The organism is Candidatus Nomurabacteria bacterium (genome assembly GCA_020632075.1).
Lineage (GTDB): Bacteria > Patescibacteriota > Minisyncoccia > Phycocordibacterales > UBA918 > OLB19.
In genome coordinates, this window is sequence record JACKGH010000001.1 from 351,280 (window position 1) to 368,161 (window position 16,882).

Genomic DNA, 16,882 nt, shown 5'->3' on the forward strand with positions numbered 1-16,882 from the left:
TACAACCATGACCAACGAGATCCTCAGCAGGTTGGTTGAAGAGACACTGAATGACATGTACTGTCCTGAGGTGAATCTTTTTCCTTTCACTGCTCGCACACCGCTCGCCATCCGATTCGGTACTGCATCACCGCCGGTGCGTCGACTGCACAACCTTGTGCACATGCTTCAAGCTCGCATTGAGAACTCAAGTGAACTGGCGCGAGTCGAACAACTGCGCAATTGCCAACAAGAAGCGATCGCGAAGATCGACGAACTTATTGCTACCAGCCTCCACCCAAAACTGGCAGCACAGTGCAGCACGTTTGAGCTCGATGCAGACTGGAACATCATTGGCATTCGTCACCATGTGCCCACACCGAGTACTCCACCAGTCAAACGAACCATTGCAGGCTGCAACCTGTCTGACCGGCTCAAGCTGACGACTGCGACCATGCAGTAAACGGACACCTTGGCAACAAACCTCGCCCGGCGCTTCGCGCCGGGCTTTCTGTTGACTCTCCACAGAATTGTCATATAGTACACACAGCGTTCTTTGTATCAGAATCCGGAGGCCGTCATGCCACAAAAAGACTACGCTGAACTGATCGCGTACGCTCTCCAGCAACGCCTCAGACCCAAAGTAAACCTAAACCAACGTTCGATCCGTGCTCACCAGAGCACTAAGGGACTCGTGTCTGCCCGTGCTAACATCTGTCATCTTCATAATCTCCTCGAGCAGATCAAGGGAGATATCGGAGATCTGCAGGTGCAAAACTTCTGCGCAGTACAAGAAAACAACCACCAACAGAGCACTGCTCTGCTTGAACGTATAGCACAGCTCGAAAAGTTGTGTCTGCACGTAGGTGGAATCAAGGACGTGTTCGTCCAGCTGCAGCTAGCTGAAAAGAATGTTTCGTACCGATCGTACGGGCTCACGCTCGCGCCGCACTGGTTGATCGTTCCGATTGACCAAGCTCAAGAACGATCGCCTCTGAGTGACCTGATCGACACGACTACACTCATCGATACCTATGGCGGCGTCGCCACAGCAGACGACCATCATAACGGTGGTGAACTGCCAAGCGATGGCACAGTCGTACCATTCAGACGGAAACCAACAAAAGAATGAAGAAACACCGGCTTAAAACGCCGGTTTTTTGTGCTCACAGTGTACTATTGACTTTTTACTAAAATAGTGTATATTTATGGGTCGTAGTTCGCGCCCGTTCATTAACTCAACAAGGAGAAACAGATGGCACACGCAGCCGCTGTCCGCAAAACTCAATCGACCGACCGTCCGCAGCCTGACCGTCGTTTCATTCGCAGCCACATCGGCCTCATCGAAAGACCGTCGCAGGTCAGCGACGAGAAATTCGACCCGGAAGGTGGCTCGTACTGGCAGTACGGCCTGCCGCTCGGCGACGAAGATCGCCGCAAGTGGTGCAACCACCACCTGAAAAAGCCGCTCGAAAGCTTCCGGACCATCGGTGGTACCGACGAAAACGGCGAGGGCATCGTCTACCTCGTCGCCTTCATCGAGGTGTGGGAGAAGCGCATTGGAGGGAACACGTACAAGTACGTGGACATCTTCCGGGCCCGCCCGAAGCAGGAACCGCAAGGCGTCTTCAAGGTATACCGCTTGGCGCAAAATGCGCCGGAGCGCGGCGATGGCGTCTTCACCTACCCGAGCTGGGGTGGCATGATCACCTTCTCGAAGTTCGGAAGATCCTCCAAGTAAGTAACGCGGCTGCCCGCCGCACCAAACAACCCCGTCCCAGTGACGGGGTTTTTCAATGGTTGTGAAAAACAGCGACTGTTACCAAACAAGGCATGTATACTGTTAGTAATATGCCACGTTCTTCTGTTGCAACGAAAACGCGGGGAGGTTCAAAGCGCACTGTCGTTAAAAAGGCAGTGGCTAAAAAAGCTGTCCGCAAAACTACTCGCAAGACCACAAAGAAAACGAGTGTTAAAGTCACTTCTGCGACTATTACTAACGCCGCAAAAAAGATCAAGCTGACCGGTACGATCAAGCGCAACCCCCTCGGTCACCTACTCATCGAGAAAGAACTCCGCGAAGCAGGCTTCCGCGGCGGCATCTCGACTAATAAAAAGCTGCTTGAAGCGTACAGTACTGACGAAAGTATTTTCAGCATTCGCCCCCAGGTAGTGATCCAGCCGAAAAACCGACGCGATGTGGAGATCGCAGCTGCTGTAGTCGCAAAAGAAACCAAGCGTTTTGATTCCCTTTCCCTTACTCCACGTGCCGCTGGTACCGGACTTGGTGGCGGTTCACTGACCGACTCAGTTGTGATCGATGTCTGTGCGCACCTGCGGCAGATCGGCGACGTAACCGAAAAGAAAGGCAAGATAACGTTCACCTGCGAACCAGGCGCGATGTGGCGCGATGTGGAGAAGAAACTCAAAGAACACGATGCGTACCTACCGCCATACCCCGCCTCGAAGGATATTTGTAGTGTCGGTGGTTCGGTGGCCAACAACGCCGCTGGTCCAGATTCACTACGCCACGGTCACTGTGCTGACTGGGTCGAGTCGATGGATGTGGTCCTCAGCGATGGACACACCTACACGATCAAGCCGATGACCTATCGCGAGTTCAAGATGCTTCTCAAGCAAGAACATGAGTACGCACGCATTGTGAATGCCGTGTTTGAACTCATCAGCAAGAATGAAAAAGAGATCAAGAATAATAAGCCAGAAACAGCGAAGAATAGTGCTGGCTATCCCCTATGGAGCGTCATGCCGCAAGGTGTTGCGAAGTTCAAAAAGGGCGAAGGGACTTTTGATCTCACTCGTCTCATTTCTGGCAGCCAAGGGACGATCGGTATCATTACTCACATCACTATGCGTGCAATTCCGATCCCAAAGAACACGACTCTCATTGCAGTTTCGATCTTTGACCTTGAGGATGCCGCTCGCAGCATTACCGCTGCACTTAAGTATGATCCGATCAATGTTGAGATATTCGACGCCCTCACTTTTAATCTCGCTTTACAGAACCCAAGCTTCTTTAAAGACCGCGTAAAGGGTGCAGATTACTACAAGGTGATGTTTTCAATGTATGCGACATACCACGTACGTTATCGTCGCCAAGTGCCAGAATTCACCGTGCTCATTACCCTCGACGAGAACACTACCCAAGCTTACGACCCAGCAGACATCGCCAAGAAGATCGCTGGTCAGAAAGTAAAGGCACGCGTGGTAAACAACCCGATCGAAGCTGAGATGTTCTGGCAGATCCGCCGCGCAAGTTACACTCTTTCAAAGTTCCAAGACACGAGCAAACGACCAGCTGCATTCCTCGAGGACATGACTGTCCCACCGGAGAACCTTTCGAAGTTCTTTGTGCAGGTTAAAGCGCTCCTCAAGGAATTCAATGTCACCGCAGCAGTACATGGTCATGGTGGCAACGGACACTTCCACTTCTATCCGCTCCTTGATTTCACCAACAAGACTACCCCTGCCCTCGTCGAGAAAATGGCTGAGAAGTTCTTCTCAGCAGCAGTGAAGTTCCATGGCAACATTTGTGGTGAACACAACGACGGCATCATTCGTACCCCACACCTTTCAAAGATGTTCTCAAGAAAGATGCTCGACATCTTTGAACAGACCGAGGCGATCTTTGATCCAGACGACATCTTCAATCCTGGCAAGAAAGTGAATCCGCGCTTTGATGTAAAGGAGACCATGCGGACACAGAACTAACTACCTCTAACGTAAAAACAGCTGCGGCCCATTTCATGGGCCGCAGCTGTTTTCCTATACACTTCTCTCCTCCTCTTTTGCAACCTCTGCTTCAGCTGCGGCGATCCTCTCTTCTACCACCGGACACACTTCAGTTGGTGCCGGCAGCTGTTCTTCCTCCACTGTCTTTCGACCAAATAGTTTTGCGAAAATTCCCATACGATCAGAATAGCACGGAGGAGGCACACAACAGGTAACTCCCCACAAAGAACCCTTCCCTCTTTGCTGAATTTTTGTTATAACTAGGGCCAATTTTGCGGGCATCCGCCCACAGCAAAATTGGCCCTATCGTCTAGCGGCTAGGACACGTCCCTCTCACGGATGAAACCGGGGTTCGATTCCCCGTAGGGTCACACATTGACAAATACAATTTTAAATGTAGTATGCCATACAGTTCGGCATCCTGCCGACTTTTCTGAACCTTTACACGAGAGGAATCGTCAATGAGTAACAACGAGTATCGTAACGATGTCCGCGAAGCAACCCGCGAAGGGGTCTGGACGTTCTGGCACATCTTTCCCCGCTTCCTGGTGGCCGTCGTAGTGGTCGCAGCCATCGGCTTCGGTCTCCGGTCCATCGGCATGTTCGGTGGCGCTGTCGTCGACCGTGCCGTGTTCGAGCAAACCCCGAGCTATGTTCAGGGTAAGAACACCTACATCGCCCGCCTGCGTCTGGAGTACGAAACGGCGGATGTTGGCCACAAAGAGGGCCTGCGTCGCCTCATCGTCTCTGAAGCAGAGACCATCGACCCGAGCAACCTGACCGACTCGAACCGCGTGTTCGTCGACAGTCTGCGTCGCTAATCACAACAACCTGGAGGTAGGGCAATGAAAATGAGTCTTCAATCTGTCTGGGCAGTGCCTCTGGCACTTTTCCTTATCGGCATAACTGGCTGTTCGGAAGTCGACAAGGCAATGCAGGAACAGGGTGAAAAAACCAAAAGTATGGCTGCGGAAGCTCAACGTCAGGCAGGTATGCCTCGTATCGTCAATTTCACGGAGTTGAAATTACTGAACTGGCTGTTCGAGTTGCGTGATACGGAAGGTCTCAAGACCTATACGTACGTGCGCGATTACGAAGGGCGGTTACATCACCTCTGCAACTCAATCGGTTATGGTATGCCGTTCAGTGCACAACGCACTTCGCCGGAGCAGCCGGCCGTTGTAAATCCCGGTAATGTGACGGGAGGGAAACAGACTTTCGTTCTGCCCCAACCTGAACCGAATGGGATGTTCCCGCCGACTTCAAGTTCGGCAACGTGGGTGGTCTGTGTCGGCAAGGATGGCAAGCCATCCCCCCTCTATGAGGAGTCGCTCATTTCTGTCAGCGTGTTCCCACTGAAGGCGGTCGATTCTTACACCCTCGACGAGCCCCCGAGCTGGAAGTAACCCACTCCTTTCTGAACCAAGTCCCCCGAATGCTTTTGCGAGCATCGGGGGCTTTTTTATTTCATACACAGTTCAGGATAAAATAGTATTTGTTTCACAATCCGGTTCCAAATCAATCCCTAGACTCACCAATACATTCATACACTTGCGTGCAGGTTGTTTTCCCTGCAGTTTACTGTATTGTTTTCTCAGTTCTTTACGGAGACAAAAGAAATGAGACAAGTGTCTTTAACGCTCGACTACCTACCCCTTGAAGAGCTCATTGAGCTTATCGATGAGCCTGGCCGCTCGGCCTGTAAAAGAGATCTGGACGAAAATCGCCAACTCTTTGAGAAAGCTCGCGGATCAACCCACAATCATCAAACCTGGGACGGTGGCTACATCGACCATGTCACTGACGGTATGAACTACGCGCGTCACCTGTATGCGTTTGATGCGGCGTTTGGTCGCCCGCTACCATTCACCCAATCGAGTGCCTTGCTCGTGTTCTACTGGCACGATCGTGAGAAGCCATGGCGGATCGAAGTGCTACCAGACGGTACCGTCCGGAACCGCGAAGGTCTTACTACCAAGGAAGAGTTCAGACGCTTTCGTGAGGAGCAACTGGCCAAATACGGCCTCACGCTCACTCCTGCGGAGCACAACGGACTTACCTACGTCGAAGGAGAACACAAAGACTACAGCAGCGAGCGTCGGGTAATGAACGAGCTGGCCGCCTTCTGCCACAAGGTCGACAACTGGTGCGCTCGCGGGTGGTACGACTACCCCAAAGCAGTTGATGATGAGTGGACCGGCGCGACGCGTTTCCGCTCCACTTGAGCTCAAAAATGATCTCTTGGCCCGCAACTTGTGCGGGCTTTTTTGTTTTGAGTTATCGTATTTTACAGAATAAAAATGCCGCCCCTTTTGAAAATTGGGGCGGCTTTTGTCTTGTGCTTGTATCAATGCAGCGACTCGACCTGACTCCTGTCGACGGCAGCATGGATCAATTCCATCTGCCTGTGATGCGCGCGGAGCAGTTCGGGCAGCTGAGCACGCACCCGAGCCGAATCTTGCAACAGCAAGTCCTTGTCGTTGAGCGAAACCAATACGAACGCATGGTACCGATTGGGCGGATACTCCATGACCTGCCGACGTGGCAGCTTTGCGTAGAAGCGATCGATCGCTTGCCAGAGCTCGAGCAAGGCTCCGAAGAACGACGGACGCGGCAAATTCTCCTGCCAGTAGCGCATGGTCGCAACTACCGATGCGTCGAGATCTTCCTCAAGACACGACACCAGATCCTTGACCATGTAACCGAGCGTTGGTGCGTACGAGAAGGACGCAAACCGCAAGGCACACACGGTGTACATTCTCGGGATGAGGTCCGGATACCGCCTTACCGCTTGCTGAATGATCGTGTGATCACGATGATCACGAATGAACTGCTCCACGAATCTCCAGATCCGCAGCGAAAAATTTTCAAGCTCAAGCGCCGGACCAACACCTGAGTATCGGACACGAAGCCCTTGTACAAAGTACTCTTTTTCCAGTGATTGCATGACATGCACTCCTCTATTACCTACGTCAGAATATACAACTTACCTGAACCATGTCAATTACTGACTGAGTCTTTTCGTGCAGAAAACAAATTGCCACACCCTGAGGTATGGCAATGAAAGGTGCTGTCGCCTCTTACCAGGTGATAGACGTGGCCCGGCCACTGATCGTGACCTTGTAACCCTTAGCCCTCAACTGATCCGCAACCTCATTGGTGATGCATCCATCGATACCGGCACCCCTTTTTTCGGGATGATTCTCCATGACGTGCCTGATTGCCTGACCTGCAATCTTAAGTTCATTTGAAGCACGCGCTTCGTCAGCAGTGGGGAGACCGGACATGTATAACCTCCGTCTTGATCACTCACGAAAGTATGAGCTGAAAATACTATATTATATAAATATTGTTATGTCAATATATAGCTGAGAAATTAAAAACAGCGTGCCTTGTGAGCACGCTGCTGTAGCAGATACTGTTTCTAGACAGAAACGACACTGTGTGAGACCTCGTTCAAGGCGTGTGCTCCACGGCCGAGACCATCTTCGATCTTATCTTCGACCGATGCTTCCCCGACCATATTGGCATAGACCCAACCGATGTCGATCATCGTGAAGATCTTGCCGCTTGACGAGCGTCTGGTTCGAAAGAGCATTTTGATGCCCTGCTCTTTGGTGAGTTCGAAGCGAACCACACCATCTGGACACAGCTCGAACAGCGCTTCGGTGAGCTTCCCCATGGCCTCGATGAGTTTGAGATACGGTGAGGTAAAGCCCTCGTAGACCAGGCCATGCGTAACAACGGCGGTACGTACCACCTCCTTCATTCTCTCCGTCGCGGCCTCTACACCGCTCTGGTGACTATGCTCTTCATAGAGCGATGGAAAACGTTCTCTCTGCCAATGCAGAGTGGTGTGCTGGCGAATCATGTCGATCACTCCTCTGCAGATTCAAAATCCAAATTCCCACATATAAATAATGCAACTGGTACTGACTTTTGGCAAGAGAGTTACGCACAGGGTGGTAAAACAGCCGCGGCCCATGAAATGGGCCGCGGCTGTTTTCACTCCTTCTCTACCCCGGCATCACACCAAGCGCGTCATTGAAACGATTGATGTAATTGAATAGTCCGATCACGGCAGTCAGCTCAACGAGCTCCTCGTCAGTGAAGGTTTCCTTGGCCTTGGCAGTAATTGACGGATCGATCTCGTACGCTTTCTCGGTCACCGCGCGCGCAAATTCGATCGCTACCTTTTCTCGCTCGTCAGCCTGCTCCTCGACCGCTTCGATCGCAGCGTCGTCGAGTCCAAACTGGCGCAGCTGTGCATTTGCAACATCGATACAGAATTCGCACTTATTGAGCTTCGAAACAGCATTGGCCACCTTCCACTTAAGCAGGCTCGGCAACGGCGCATCGTCCATTGTTGCCTTGAACATAGCAAAGAAACCAACCAAGATATCATCACAGTTGGCCATCACCTGCATCCACTTTGGGACCGGCTTGTCATGACTAGTAAATTGTTCATACAGCTTGCGAGCATCTCCTGAGAGCTCACTTTCTGCTACTCGTTTTACAATTGGTTCTGGCATATTTGTGTTGTACTTATGGTAAATACCCTACTAGTATACTCGAAGTTCCCTTTCTTTTTTGCTCCAGTGGTATATAGTGAAAAACTAGGAACACCGTGTTGTTGAGGTAATTAAGATGAAAGCACGTGTATTTAAGTTCTGTCGATGCGCGTCTTGGATCGCGTATATCGTCACGATCATCCTTGCTGCTGCAGGTATTGCATTCTGGAAGGAATTCGAGGCGCCGGTCAAGGTCGTATTCTTCGTAGCCCTTCTCTTTGTGGTCGTGGTCGGCCCGCAGATCTGGAACATTCTCTTCCAGTCCAAAAAGAAGGTGCTCTGATGGATGATGCATCGACGACGTTAAAACCCGCCAGAAGGCGGGTTTTAAAAACTTCTCAGTTGTATAAAAGGCGCCATGATATACATGACGCCTTGTTGTTTGCAGTCCTGACCGCACACCTCAGTGCAGGGTCGGGAACTGTTTCTTGAGGTAATCGTCGATCGTGATGGAGTCCGGACCACGAAATGGCCTCGGCAACTCATGATCTATTGGCACCTCCCTATTGACCACAGGGCCAGGCACAGGCTGAGGACGTTCGATCGGAACCTCCACGATCTGCAGTTCTGGCACCTGACGAGTGTCGAAAGCCGGAGTTTTCATAACCACCTCCCCGTACTTGACTTTTTAAAAAACAATTGCTTTATAAAAATAGTACTCCTTTATTGTAAAGTGTCAAGTATGTTGCACACAGAAACAAGTGTGTCAAAAACTGCTTGTACAATCTAGCTTTTCCTATACACTACGAATCTAACAACGATATTTTTGCATGAACACATACTTACAAACCAAGACCAAGATCGTAGGAACACTTGGCCCAAATTCTTCTAGTATCGAGACTATCAGCAAGATGCTCGAAAATGGCCTTTCGGTCGCTCGCATCAACATGAGTCATGGTGATCACGAGACACACGCTAAGACGATCCGAACCGCCAGACAAGCCGCCAAGAAGGTTGGACGACCACTCGCGATCCTACAAGATCTCGCTGGGCCAAAGATCCGCATCGGTGATTTTGAAACTGAAGAAGTCACCCTCCTTCCTGGCAAGGAGCTCATTCTCACCACGCAAAAGTGTGTAGGAACGGTCGACAGAGTGCATGTGAACTACAAAAAACTTCCCCAAGAGGTCAAAGAAGACACGATCCTTTTCCTCAATGACGGTAAACAAAAACTACGCGTAAAGAAGGTCACCAAGACCGAGATCCACACGGTGATCTGTATTGGAGGCACTATTCGTGGGCGACGAGGAGTGAATGTACCTGATGGCAATCTATCCGTCTCTTCTCTAACCGCCAAAGATGTAAAGGACCTTAAATTCGGACTTTCTCAGGACGTCGACTTTATCACCCTTTCTTTTGTTCGCACCGCTGACGATATCATTCGCCTCCGTAAGCTGATCGGTAACACAAAGGATGTGGCCATCGTTGCCAAGATCGAGACAAAATCAGCGATCGACAACCTCGAAGCGATCGTCGACGCTGCTGATGCGATCATGGTCGCACGTGGTGACCTAGCCATCGAAACACCACTTGAAAAAGTACCGCTTCTCCAGAAGCGCATCATCAAGATCGCCAACTACGCCGGCAAGCCAGTTATTACCGCTACACAGATGCTCGACTCAATGCGTATTGCAACCACTCCAACTCGAGCTGAGGTGGCCGATATTGCAAATGCAATACTTGATGGAACTGACGCGATCATGCTCTCTGATGAAACTGCAGTGGGTAACCATCCTGAGCGTGCAGTAGAAGTGATGTTACAGGTTGCCCATGAGATCGAGCAAGACGCCTTTTTCATCGATCACCAGAAAGACTGGTCATTTGCAACCCTTACCATCTGCGACGCAGTGACTCGCTCGATCGCACGAAGTGTAAAACCAACCCAAGCAAAAGTGATCGCAGCCCTCAGTGAAAGCGGCCACACGGCACGGATGATCGCTCGTCACCGTCCGCATGCACCGATCTTGGTACTCACACCAAAACAAAGCACTTTTAACAAAATGCTCTTGGTCTATGGCTGTGAACCAGTCATCATCAAAAACGTTAAGGGTATGACCAGCGCACGCAAGGTGGCTCGCCGGATCATCGCATCACGTGGCTTGGCCAAAGTTGGCGAGACATTCATCCTCGGAGCTGGTATTCCATTTGGTAAATCTGGCTCCACCAACACCATGCTCATTGAGCATCTGTAGAATTAGTATTGTTCGACCTCAACTTGTTTTGTATGCGGGTGCACTAGCTCGACATGCACTGTTTTTTGCTGTACATCGATCGTAGCTTCACAATAGACGTCTTCATGTTCCCAGCGCAACGCAAGCACATGCTCTTCTGTGCCAGATTTGAGCGTGAAATCACCCTGAAAAGCTGGGTGGTTGCTACGCAAGCGCATTAAACGCAACAATCTTTGAACCACCGGTCGTTGTATCACTTCTTTTATCTCATCGTGCGTATAATTATGTCGATTAACATCTCGACCGTGATTGGTTTTCGCGAAGGCTGCATGATCATTTGACCCAGCCAACAAACCCACGTAGTACACCTGCGGAATACCTGGAATAAAAAATTGAATTGCCCTGGCTGTGATATACGCATCATCATCTTCACCGAGTGCAGAATAATATGTTGTATTGATCTGATAGATATCAAGATTATCAGCAGAAAGTCCATTAGCACGCATCATGGCATTAGCACCATTGTGCTCGATCCGGGACACAGTGGCGTCGATATCTGATTGCGGCAACAGCCCTTGCACATCGATCACCCCGATCCCATCATGCGTATCAAGCGTAGTGATCTGAGTACTCGGGCGAATCGATATCCAATTTCGCACATACGTGCAATTACCTACCTGAAGTGCATGTAGTACTAAAAGTGGTAGCGAAAAATCGTAGACCCACTCAACTGAGTTGCTTGCAAGCAATTCCATTTGTTTTTGTGGGTCGTGATGAATTTCGGCAAGGAGATCAACCCGCGACGGAGTAACACTTCGTAGCCATTCTATGAAATCATACGTCTCAGGTATTAAAAAACTATTGGTATGCGGTCTCTTTACTGTGTACCCTACCGCATCCAGCCGAATGAGATTGGCACCATTAGCAACTAATGTATCGATGAACTGCTGCATAAGAAGTCGCGTCTTTGGTGATTCCACATCTAGATCGACCTGGTGATTAGTGAATGTTGTCCAGATACGTTTAGTCGTACCATCCCAAAGTTTGAATGTGGTGAATGGTAAAGAGGGGTGTGGACGATAGAGGCCCGAGAGCGAATCGAGCTCTGCTTCGTGTCGCTCCAAAAAGGCATCAACCTCAAGAAACATGCTTGCATATGGAGACCCGTCACCATTTGCTAAATAGTCTTGGAAGTACTCCGATTCATACGAGAGATGATTTACCGTCAGATCAACAACCAGATCATACTGCGTAGAAATACGTCTGATATCCTCCCAAGTACCAAACGCAGGATCGACAGAGAGGTGTGTCAGTGGTGCAAACCCACGATCAGCTGACGACGGATAAAATGGGAGTATATGTACTCCACCAATAGCATCTTGAAGATATTCGGTAATAAATCGCTCCACGTCGCTGATCGTTCCACCAAGACTATCAGGGTAAGTTATGAGTTGTACCTGATTGCGCAGCATAACAGCTCATTTTTACACTATTGTTCGTAAGTTACGCAATCAACGTTTTGACCGGAAGGATTAGCCACGTATGCATAGTACATCTGCACAAAAGTCGAACCTGGATCAGTAGCAAATACTTTCTTCCAGTGATCAAAATCTTCCGTCTCAGCATTCCCAGAATTCATAATATCAACAATACTACAAAGAGTTACCAAACCATTGAATTCTCCTCCGACTCCACACACACCATCCGGTCGCTCCGCGACATACACGTCACCTGTTTCGTCATAGCTAGTGACACGGGCTTTTACTTTCGCTGCATCACAGTCGTCAGCGACAGCTTTTCCCATACATGTAACAGCGGTGTTGCTTTCTAGTTTCTGCAGAAACAATAGTTGCTCGATCGGATCATCAGGGGCCGTGACCGAACCACATGAATCAAAACGGAGCTTTGGGAACTGTTTATACTCCATTTCAATGGTTGGAACGACTGGCGTCTGAGTTGTATCGGTGTCAAAATAATCTTCAGGAAATGGGATATACTCTGCGATCTCTGGTGGCTCATACACGTAAGGTTGTGGTGGTATGTATGGTGAAGATACCTCTGTCTCAGATTGATTTAAATTGTTACCAAGACCAAGCGAAGACTCGTCGCTGAACGATTGTGATTCAATCACCACCACATCATCTCGCCAATCTACTGCAGCAGTCTCTGGCAAAACCACTTCCTCAGTCTCGACTTCTGACACAGGAGCCACCTCTTCTTCTATTGGCATTTCACTTGGCAGCGGCTGTATATTTACCGTTTCAATATTGTTGTACACTACCGGTGGCGCCTCCTCTTCTAGCGCTCCTCTAAAGAAAAAAGAGAGTACCGCAATTATCATAAAAACAACCGCGACAACGCCTAGGAAGATGATTTTTTTCGTGTCAGAATCCATAGCGTAATCATACCATCAATGTTTGTCATTAATACGAAAAACAAAGGGGCTCCGTGTAAATTACAGGCAGCAAAAAACTGAGCTTTCGCTCAGTTTTTTGCTGCCTGTAATTTACTATTTAAGACTATTCAACTTCCAGCGTATCACTGGTCACCTCTTCATCATATGAGTTGTCCAAAAATAGCCTAAATTCGTATTCTCCGGCATTGTAGATAGTGAACTCAACGGTACCATCAGTATCATCTGCAATGTACTTCCAGAGAATGTATTCCTTGTCACCATCGCCTGGTTCATACATACCGATCCAGTTCTGATTGCCGGTTTCATCCCGCGGAACCTCCCAATCAACCTTGACTGAATCGCCCTCATCGATCGTGCGGTCACTCAACTCAAGCACGAAATCATCACTACTTCCACGGTCGTCAGTGTAGAACGACTTGATCGCTCCGTATTCACGATCACCGTCTGGGTCTTCTGCTACTGCACGGAAATAATAGCGCTCATCTGCATCAAGATCATCAATGTTAATTGTGAAGGTTTGTTCATCTCCACGTGAATCATAGAGTGTTCGCTTGCTAGTACGATCATCGAGATCATCATCCTGACCGTATTCAAACCACACCTCTACAGAACGTGCAGTATCGAGATCCACTTCCCCACGAAGATCAGCGTCTTCATCGGTAACATCACGCGGCGTTAGAGTTGTAACATCGATGTTGTAGTCTGAACTCCCACGAACCACCACAGTGCTATAGTCAGTGAACTCACCGGTACGCCAAGCATTGAGCAACGCCTGGAGCTGTAGCAATTGTCCATACACATACGCAATGAGCTCCTGCTCAGTTTGTGGACGATATGTTGCAGCACTTGCTTCCTGTGGGGCTGCAGAAAGAAGCCCGAGCGCTACAATTACCACGCCGGTCACCATCTGTTGTGCTTTAGTACGTAACATAATCATAGTATAAGCGATTAGAGTTGCATTATACCACAATTATTGAATTAAGCAATATTCCGCCACATATCCTCTTGTCTGACTAGAAGCTTAGAGGCTCGCTCTGGCTCTGCCATAACCTCTTCCACGATCCGCTCTGCTCGAATACCTTGTGAGGCCTTAACGAGTACTACATCTCCCGGCTCGAGAAAATTTTGGAGTTCCCTGCCTGCGCGCATGACATCATCGTATTGAAACACTGTCTTATCAGACAGTCCAGCTGCCAAGGCTCCTTCTGCGATCTGCCGTGCACGTACACCAACTGTAAAGAGGATGTCTGCAACTTCTGGCACCATTTCGCCGATTCGCTTATGTTCACTGGTCGAATACTTTCCAAGCTCGAGCATGTCACCAAGCACAGCGATCTTCCGTTTGGCGTGCTTAAGCTCACCGAGAGCCTGGAGTGCATGCTCAGTCGCGATCGGTGAAGAGTTGTATGTGTCATCGATCAGTGTTGTCCCTTTGATACCAGAGATGATCCGCATGCGACCCTTTGGCGCCTCAATAGATTGTAATGCTGTAACAGCCCGCTCTATTGACACTCCGAGCTCTACTGCTACTGCTACTGCCGCACTACAAGAGTACACATGCTGTGTACCTACCGTATCGGGCACGAACACTTTATGCTTTTGACTCTCATATTCAACTGAAAATTCAACCCCAACCGGCACATCATCCTTGTATACCACCCTATCGCCACGTGCAGTGAAATTCGTTTCGAGATACCGACCAAAACCGATCCGTTGCTGTCGCACGTCAGTGAGATTGGCCTGAATGGTCGTATCGTCATTGTTATAGATCAACTTACCACCTTCACGAAGCGCCGAAACCAAACGCATTTTCTCAGCCACGATCGCATCTGGCGATGCAAAGTACTCGACATGGACCGGAACTGCTGGCAACCTGGTCAACACAACAATGTCGGGCTTCAGCCACTGCGTGAGCTTTTCCATGTCACCCGGTCGGTCGATCCCAGTCTCAAGCACTAGTACATCAGGGTACTTTCTTGTGAATGCTGCGGTATAAAAACCATCAATGATATTTCGAAGCCACAAAAAAGGATTGCTCCACGCGTTCGGTAGACCAAGCACCGTCAACGGCACCCCGATCTCAGAATTAAAGCTCTTTTGACTCTTTCGTGCATACACATCGTTCTTGATGGCGGCATAGATAGCGTCCTTGGTCGAGGTTTTGCCAACACTGCCAGTCACCGCCACCACCGTTGGCTTGTGACGACGTAGTAACATCGCTGCTTCAGCGGTCAGTATTCGGACAACGATTGATTTAAAGACTCCTTTCATACTTAGCGATCCGGCGGAATAGAGTAGTAATTGATCAAAAACTTAGTGATCTCCATAAATGGAGTCGTTAGCGTCTCAGACGCGTATCGCACCCCCTTTGGTTCTACAGTATACATGAAAATGATGAATTTTGGCTCAAACGCTGGAAAGTAACCGAAAAATGAGTGTAGGAATTTGTCCTCATAATAGCCTCCATTTACTGGATCCGGGATCTGTGCCGTACCGGTTTTTGCGCCAATTGTATGATGTGGCAACGCAACCGTTCCGTTGCGAAGCGCATCATCAACCACAATACTTAACATACGAGAGATCTCTTCACCGGTCTCTGGCTTGAGCACTTGCTTACCTTCCGGATATCGTACTTCCTTCACCTCACCGTCATCATATTCAATACGCTTCACCAGATGAGGGGTCACTAACTTCCCGCCATTACCAAGTGTTGCAAGTGCACGAACTGTTTCGACCGGTGTCATCGCAATTCCTTGTCCAAACGATGCCGTGGCATACTCAACATCACGAGGAGACTGCAAGTTGTCCACCAAACCATGCACTTCATTTGGCAGATCAATACCGGTTTCACTGCCGAGCTTGTAGCTCAGAAAGTAATCTCGAAAACGATCCTTCCCCATTTGACCAACTACCCAAGATACACCTGTGTTCAGTGATTGATTCAAAATTTCTTGCATTGGCACGGTACCGCGACCACGACCATCGAAGTTCCTGATCGTGTAGTCATCAACCTCGATGAATCCGGCATCATAGTAGGTGGAATATGGCAAAATTGCACCAGAATCTAAACCAGCAGCCATAGTGAGCGGCTTGATGATCGATCCCATTTCATACACATCTTCCACGAGTGGATTGCGAAACTGGTCAATTGTCGCCCCACCGCGATCGTTGAGATCGAAGCCAGGTACTGCATTCATAGCAATGATCTCACCCGTATTTGGATCCATGATGATCGCCCCTGTTAGTTCACTTTCGTACTGATCATTTGTTTCTTGCAAAATTGAATCAAGCATGCGCGCAACTGAAGGTTCAAGCGTAGTGACCACATCACCAGTTCGAACGTCGTCTTTCTTGTATACAAGCTCACCCAAATTACTGAACAACTCCGCAAAGAAATTTACCGACAGCACTTGCCGCTTTTCAAACAGGACGTCGTCATACTGGCGCTCCAAACCGTACTTTCCACGCAGTTCAGTCCCTTCGTCGGCATATCCAATAAAGCCGATCGAGCGAGCCGCCAGTGAGCCGCCCGGATAGTATCGCCACTGGTTCTTGTAGAGCTGCGCCCCATCGATATCGAGTGCTTCGATCGCTTCTGATTGCTCAGCTGAAATACGGTCATTAAGCTCCACGTAGGTTCGCCCTTCAGCACTGACTCGCTCCGTACAGCGTTCAACTCCGTCTGCCAGGTACCCTGAAAGCAACTGGCAAAACTGCTCAGCCGGCATGGTGAAGTGTTCTGGATTAGCAGCAAGGACATATCCTGACTGAATTGCGGCCGCTGAGAGTGTCGTGCCGTCGCGGGTGGTAAACAAAATAGACCCACGAGAATACAAGTCGGTCTTGGTATGCACATACTGACTATCAGCTTTTGCTTGATACTGCTCTGCGTTGACGATCTGGATCTGATACAACCGCCCCAACAACACCAAACCCCCGAGGATAATCACCCCCGAAAGCAATCGGATTCGCACTGTCAGTTTTTTGCGGTTCAT

20 protein-coding genes and 1 tRNA gene are annotated in these 16,882 nt (G+C 49.5%); 10 read left to right on the plus strand and 11 right to left on the minus strand.

The features are described from left to right. The first annotated feature begins 7 nt into the window (after window positions 1-7). The 4 genes from H6786_01775 to H6786_01790 all read left to right on the plus strand — a co-directional run bounded on the left by H6786_01775 (window position 8) and on the right by H6786_01790 (window position 3,708). Window positions 8-442, plus strand: a complete 435-nt coding sequence (locus tag H6786_01775; protein ID MCB9816101.1) for a hypothetical protein — start codon at window positions 8-10, stop codon at window positions 440-442. Between the two features lie 117 nt (window positions 443-559). Then, the gene (locus H6786_01780) at window positions 560-1,111 is read left to right on the plus strand and encodes a hypothetical protein (protein ID MCB9816102.1); all 552 of its coding nucleotides are present in this window, start codon (window positions 560-562) and stop codon (window positions 1,109-1,111) included. 123 nt (window positions 1,112-1,234) lie between these two features. After that, window positions 1,235-1,720, plus strand: coding sequence for a hypothetical protein (locus H6786_01785; protein ID MCB9816103.1), 486 nt, complete (start codon window positions 1,235-1,237; stop codon window positions 1,718-1,720). 110 nt (window positions 1,721-1,830) lie between these two features. Then, complete coding sequence (locus H6786_01790; GenBank protein ID MCB9816104.1) at window positions 1,831-3,708, plus strand: FAD-binding oxidoreductase; 1,878 nt, start codon at window positions 1,831-1,833, stop codon at window positions 3,706-3,708. A gap of 54 nt (window positions 3,709-3,762) precedes the next feature. On the opposite strand, the gene H6786_01795 is transcribed toward H6786_01790, so the two are convergent. Beyond that, window positions 3,763-3,906 (minus strand): hypothetical protein, encoded by a 144-nt coding sequence (locus tag H6786_01795; protein ID MCB9816105.1) that lies wholly within the window; start codon window positions 3,904-3,906, stop codon window positions 3,763-3,765. Between the two features lie 122 nt (window positions 3,907-4,028). On the opposite strand from H6786_01795, the gene H6786_01800 reads away from it, so the two are divergent. The 4 genes from H6786_01800 to H6786_01815 all read left to right on the plus strand — a co-directional run bounded on the left by H6786_01800 (window position 4,029) and on the right by H6786_01815 (window position 5,954). Further along, window positions 4,029-4,100: transfer RNA gene (locus H6786_01800), tRNA-Glu, on the plus strand. 90 nt (window positions 4,101-4,190) lie between these two features. Then, window positions 4,191-4,550: a hypothetical protein gene (locus tag H6786_01805; GenBank protein ID MCB9816106.1), complete on the plus strand. Its 360-nt coding sequence runs from the start codon at window positions 4,191-4,193 to the stop codon at window positions 4,548-4,550. Window positions 4,551-4,580: 30 nt separating this feature from the next. Further along, the gene (locus H6786_01810; protein ID MCB9816107.1) at window positions 4,581-5,135 is read left to right on the plus strand and encodes a hypothetical protein; all 555 of its coding nucleotides are present in this window, start codon (window positions 4,581-4,583) and stop codon (window positions 5,133-5,135) included. 213 nt (window positions 5,136-5,348) lie between these two features. Then, entirely contained in the window at window positions 5,349-5,954 is a 606-nt protein-coding gene (locus H6786_01815) for a hypothetical protein (GenBank protein ID MCB9816108.1), read from the plus strand. A 122-nt stretch (window positions 5,955-6,076) separates the two neighbouring features. Here H6786_01815 and H6786_01820 read toward each other — a convergent pair whose 3' ends face one another. The 4 genes from H6786_01820 to H6786_01835 all read right to left on the minus strand — a co-directional run bounded on the left by H6786_01820 (window position 6,077) and on the right by H6786_01835 (window position 8,261). Then, complete coding sequence (locus H6786_01820; GenBank protein ID MCB9816109.1) at window positions 6,077-6,676, minus strand: hypothetical protein; 600 nt, start codon at window positions 6,674-6,676, stop codon at window positions 6,077-6,079. Between the two features lie 133 nt (window positions 6,677-6,809). Then, on the minus strand, window positions 6,810-7,016 hold the full coding sequence (locus H6786_01825; protein ID MCB9816110.1) for a hypothetical protein: 207 nt from the start codon (window positions 7,014-7,016) through the stop codon (window positions 6,810-6,812). Window positions 7,017-7,153: 137 nt separating this feature from the next. Next, a complete protein-coding gene (locus H6786_01830; GenBank protein MCB9816111.1) occupies window positions 7,154-7,600 on the minus strand; it encodes a hypothetical protein in 447 nt (148 codons plus the stop codon). Window positions 7,601-7,745: 145 nt separating this feature from the next. Continuing rightward, the gene (locus H6786_01835; protein MCB9816112.1) at window positions 7,746-8,261 is read right to left on the minus strand and encodes a carboxymuconolactone decarboxylase family protein; all 516 of its coding nucleotides are present in this window, start codon (window positions 8,259-8,261) and stop codon (window positions 7,746-7,748) included. 115 nt (window positions 8,262-8,376) lie between these two features. Here H6786_01835 and H6786_01840 point away from each other — a divergent pair, with 115 nt between their 5' ends. Further along, complete coding sequence (locus H6786_01840) at window positions 8,377-8,583, plus strand: hypothetical protein (GenBank protein ID MCB9816113.1); 207 nt, start codon at window positions 8,377-8,379, stop codon at window positions 8,581-8,583. 120 nt (window positions 8,584-8,703) lie between these two features. Here H6786_01840 and H6786_01845 read toward each other — a convergent pair whose 3' ends face one another. Continuing rightward, the gene (locus H6786_01845) at window positions 8,704-8,904 is read right to left on the minus strand and encodes a hypothetical protein (protein ID MCB9816114.1); all 201 of its coding nucleotides are present in this window, start codon (window positions 8,902-8,904) and stop codon (window positions 8,704-8,706) included. Between the two features lie 166 nt (window positions 8,905-9,070). On the opposite strand from H6786_01845, the gene pyk reads away from it, so the two are divergent. After that, window positions 9,071-10,492: a pyruvate kinase gene (gene pyk, locus H6786_01850; protein MCB9816115.1), complete on the plus strand. Its 1,422-nt coding sequence runs from the start codon at window positions 9,071-9,073 to the stop codon at window positions 10,490-10,492. 2 nt (window positions 10,493-10,494) lie between these two features. On the opposite strand, the gene gtfA is transcribed toward pyk, so the two are convergent. The 5 genes from gtfA to H6786_01875 form a co-directional block, all read right to left on the minus strand. Continuing rightward, entirely contained in the window at window positions 10,495-11,943 is a 1,449-nt protein-coding gene (gene gtfA, locus H6786_01855) for a sucrose phosphorylase (protein ID MCB9816116.1), read from the minus strand. Between the two features lie 17 nt (window positions 11,944-11,960). After that, on the minus strand, window positions 11,961-12,866 hold the full coding sequence (locus tag H6786_01860) for a hypothetical protein (protein MCB9816117.1): 906 nt from the start codon (window positions 12,864-12,866) through the stop codon (window positions 11,961-11,963). A gap of 124 nt (window positions 12,867-12,990) precedes the next feature. After that, window positions 12,991-13,818: a hypothetical protein gene (locus tag H6786_01865; protein ID MCB9816118.1), complete on the minus strand. Its 828-nt coding sequence runs from the start codon at window positions 13,816-13,818 to the stop codon at window positions 12,991-12,993. 47 nt (window positions 13,819-13,865) lie between these two features. After that, window positions 13,866-15,158: a UDP-N-acetylmuramoyl-tripeptide--D-alanyl-D-alanine ligase gene (locus H6786_01870; protein ID MCB9816119.1), complete on the minus strand. Its 1,293-nt coding sequence runs from the start codon at window positions 15,156-15,158 to the stop codon at window positions 13,866-13,868. A 2-nt stretch (window positions 15,159-15,160) separates the two neighbouring features. Next, window positions 15,161-16,882 (minus strand): penicillin-binding protein 2, encoded by a 1,722-nt coding sequence (locus tag H6786_01875; protein MCB9816120.1) that lies wholly within the window; start codon window positions 16,880-16,882, stop codon window positions 15,161-15,163.

Bases quoted from the DNA above. Each gene is read 5' to 3' on its own strand.
- pyk (MCB9816115.1), top strand. From the start codon at position 9,071: ATGAACACATACTTACAAACCAAGACCAAGATCGTAGGAACACTTGGC.
- H6786_01860 (MCB9816117.1), bottom strand. From the start codon at position 12,866: ATGGATTCTGACACGAAAAAAATCATCTTCCTAGGCGTTGTCGCGGTT.
- H6786_01790 (MCB9816104.1), top strand. From the start codon at position 1,831: ATGCCACGTTCTTCTGTTGCAACGAAAACGCGGGGAGGTTCAAAGCGC.
- H6786_01825 (MCB9816110.1), bottom strand. From the start codon at position 7,016: ATGTCCGGTCTCCCCACTGCTGACGAAGCGCGTGCTTCAAATGAACTT.
- H6786_01875 (MCB9816120.1), bottom strand. From the start codon at position 16,882: ATGAACCGCAAAAAACTGACAGTGCGAATCCGATTGCTTTCGGGGGTG.
- H6786_01815 (MCB9816108.1), top strand. From the start codon at position 5,349: ATGAGACAAGTGTCTTTAACGCTCGACTACCTACCCCTTGAAGAGCTC.
- H6786_01840 (MCB9816113.1), top strand. From the start codon at position 8,377: ATGAAAGCACGTGTATTTAAGTTCTGTCGATGCGCGTCTTGGATCGCG.
- gtfA (MCB9816116.1), bottom strand. From the start codon at position 11,943: ATGCTGCGCAATCAGGTACAACTCATAACTTACCCTGATAGTCTTGGT.
- H6786_01870 (MCB9816119.1), bottom strand. From the start codon at position 15,158: ATGAAAGGAGTCTTTAAATCAATCGTTGTCCGAATACTGACCGCTGAA.
- H6786_01845 (MCB9816114.1), bottom strand. From the start codon at position 8,904: ATGAAAACTCCGGCTTTCGACACTCGTCAGGTGCCAGAACTGCAGATC.
- H6786_01785 (MCB9816103.1), top strand. From the start codon at position 1,235: ATGGCACACGCAGCCGCTGTCCGCAAAACTCAATCGACCGACCGTCCG.
- H6786_01865 (MCB9816118.1), bottom strand. From the start codon at position 13,818: ATGTTACGTACTAAAGCACAACAGATGGTGACCGGCGTGGTAATTGTA.
- H6786_01830 (MCB9816111.1), bottom strand. From the start codon at position 7,600: ATGATTCGCCAGCACACCACTCTGCATTGGCAGAGAGAACGTTTTCCA.
- H6786_01780 (MCB9816102.1), top strand. From the start codon at position 560: ATGCCACAAAAAGACTACGCTGAACTGATCGCGTACGCTCTCCAGCAA.
- H6786_01805 (MCB9816106.1), top strand. From the start codon at position 4,191: ATGAGTAACAACGAGTATCGTAACGATGTCCGCGAAGCAACCCGCGAA.
- H6786_01820 (MCB9816109.1), bottom strand. From the start codon at position 6,676: ATGCAATCACTGGAAAAAGAGTACTTTGTACAAGGGCTTCGTGTCCGA.
- H6786_01810 (MCB9816107.1), top strand. From the start codon at position 4,581: ATGAGTCTTCAATCTGTCTGGGCAGTGCCTCTGGCACTTTTCCTTATC.
- H6786_01835 (MCB9816112.1), bottom strand. From the start codon at position 8,261: ATGCCAGAACCAATTGTAAAACGAGTAGCAGAAAGTGAGCTCTCAGGA.
- H6786_01795 (MCB9816105.1), bottom strand. From the start codon at position 3,906: ATGGGAATTTTCGCAAAACTATTTGGTCGAAAGACAGTGGAGGAAGAA.
- H6786_01775 (MCB9816101.1), top strand. From the start codon at position 8: ATGACCAACGAGATCCTCAGCAGGTTGGTTGAAGAGACACTGAATGAC.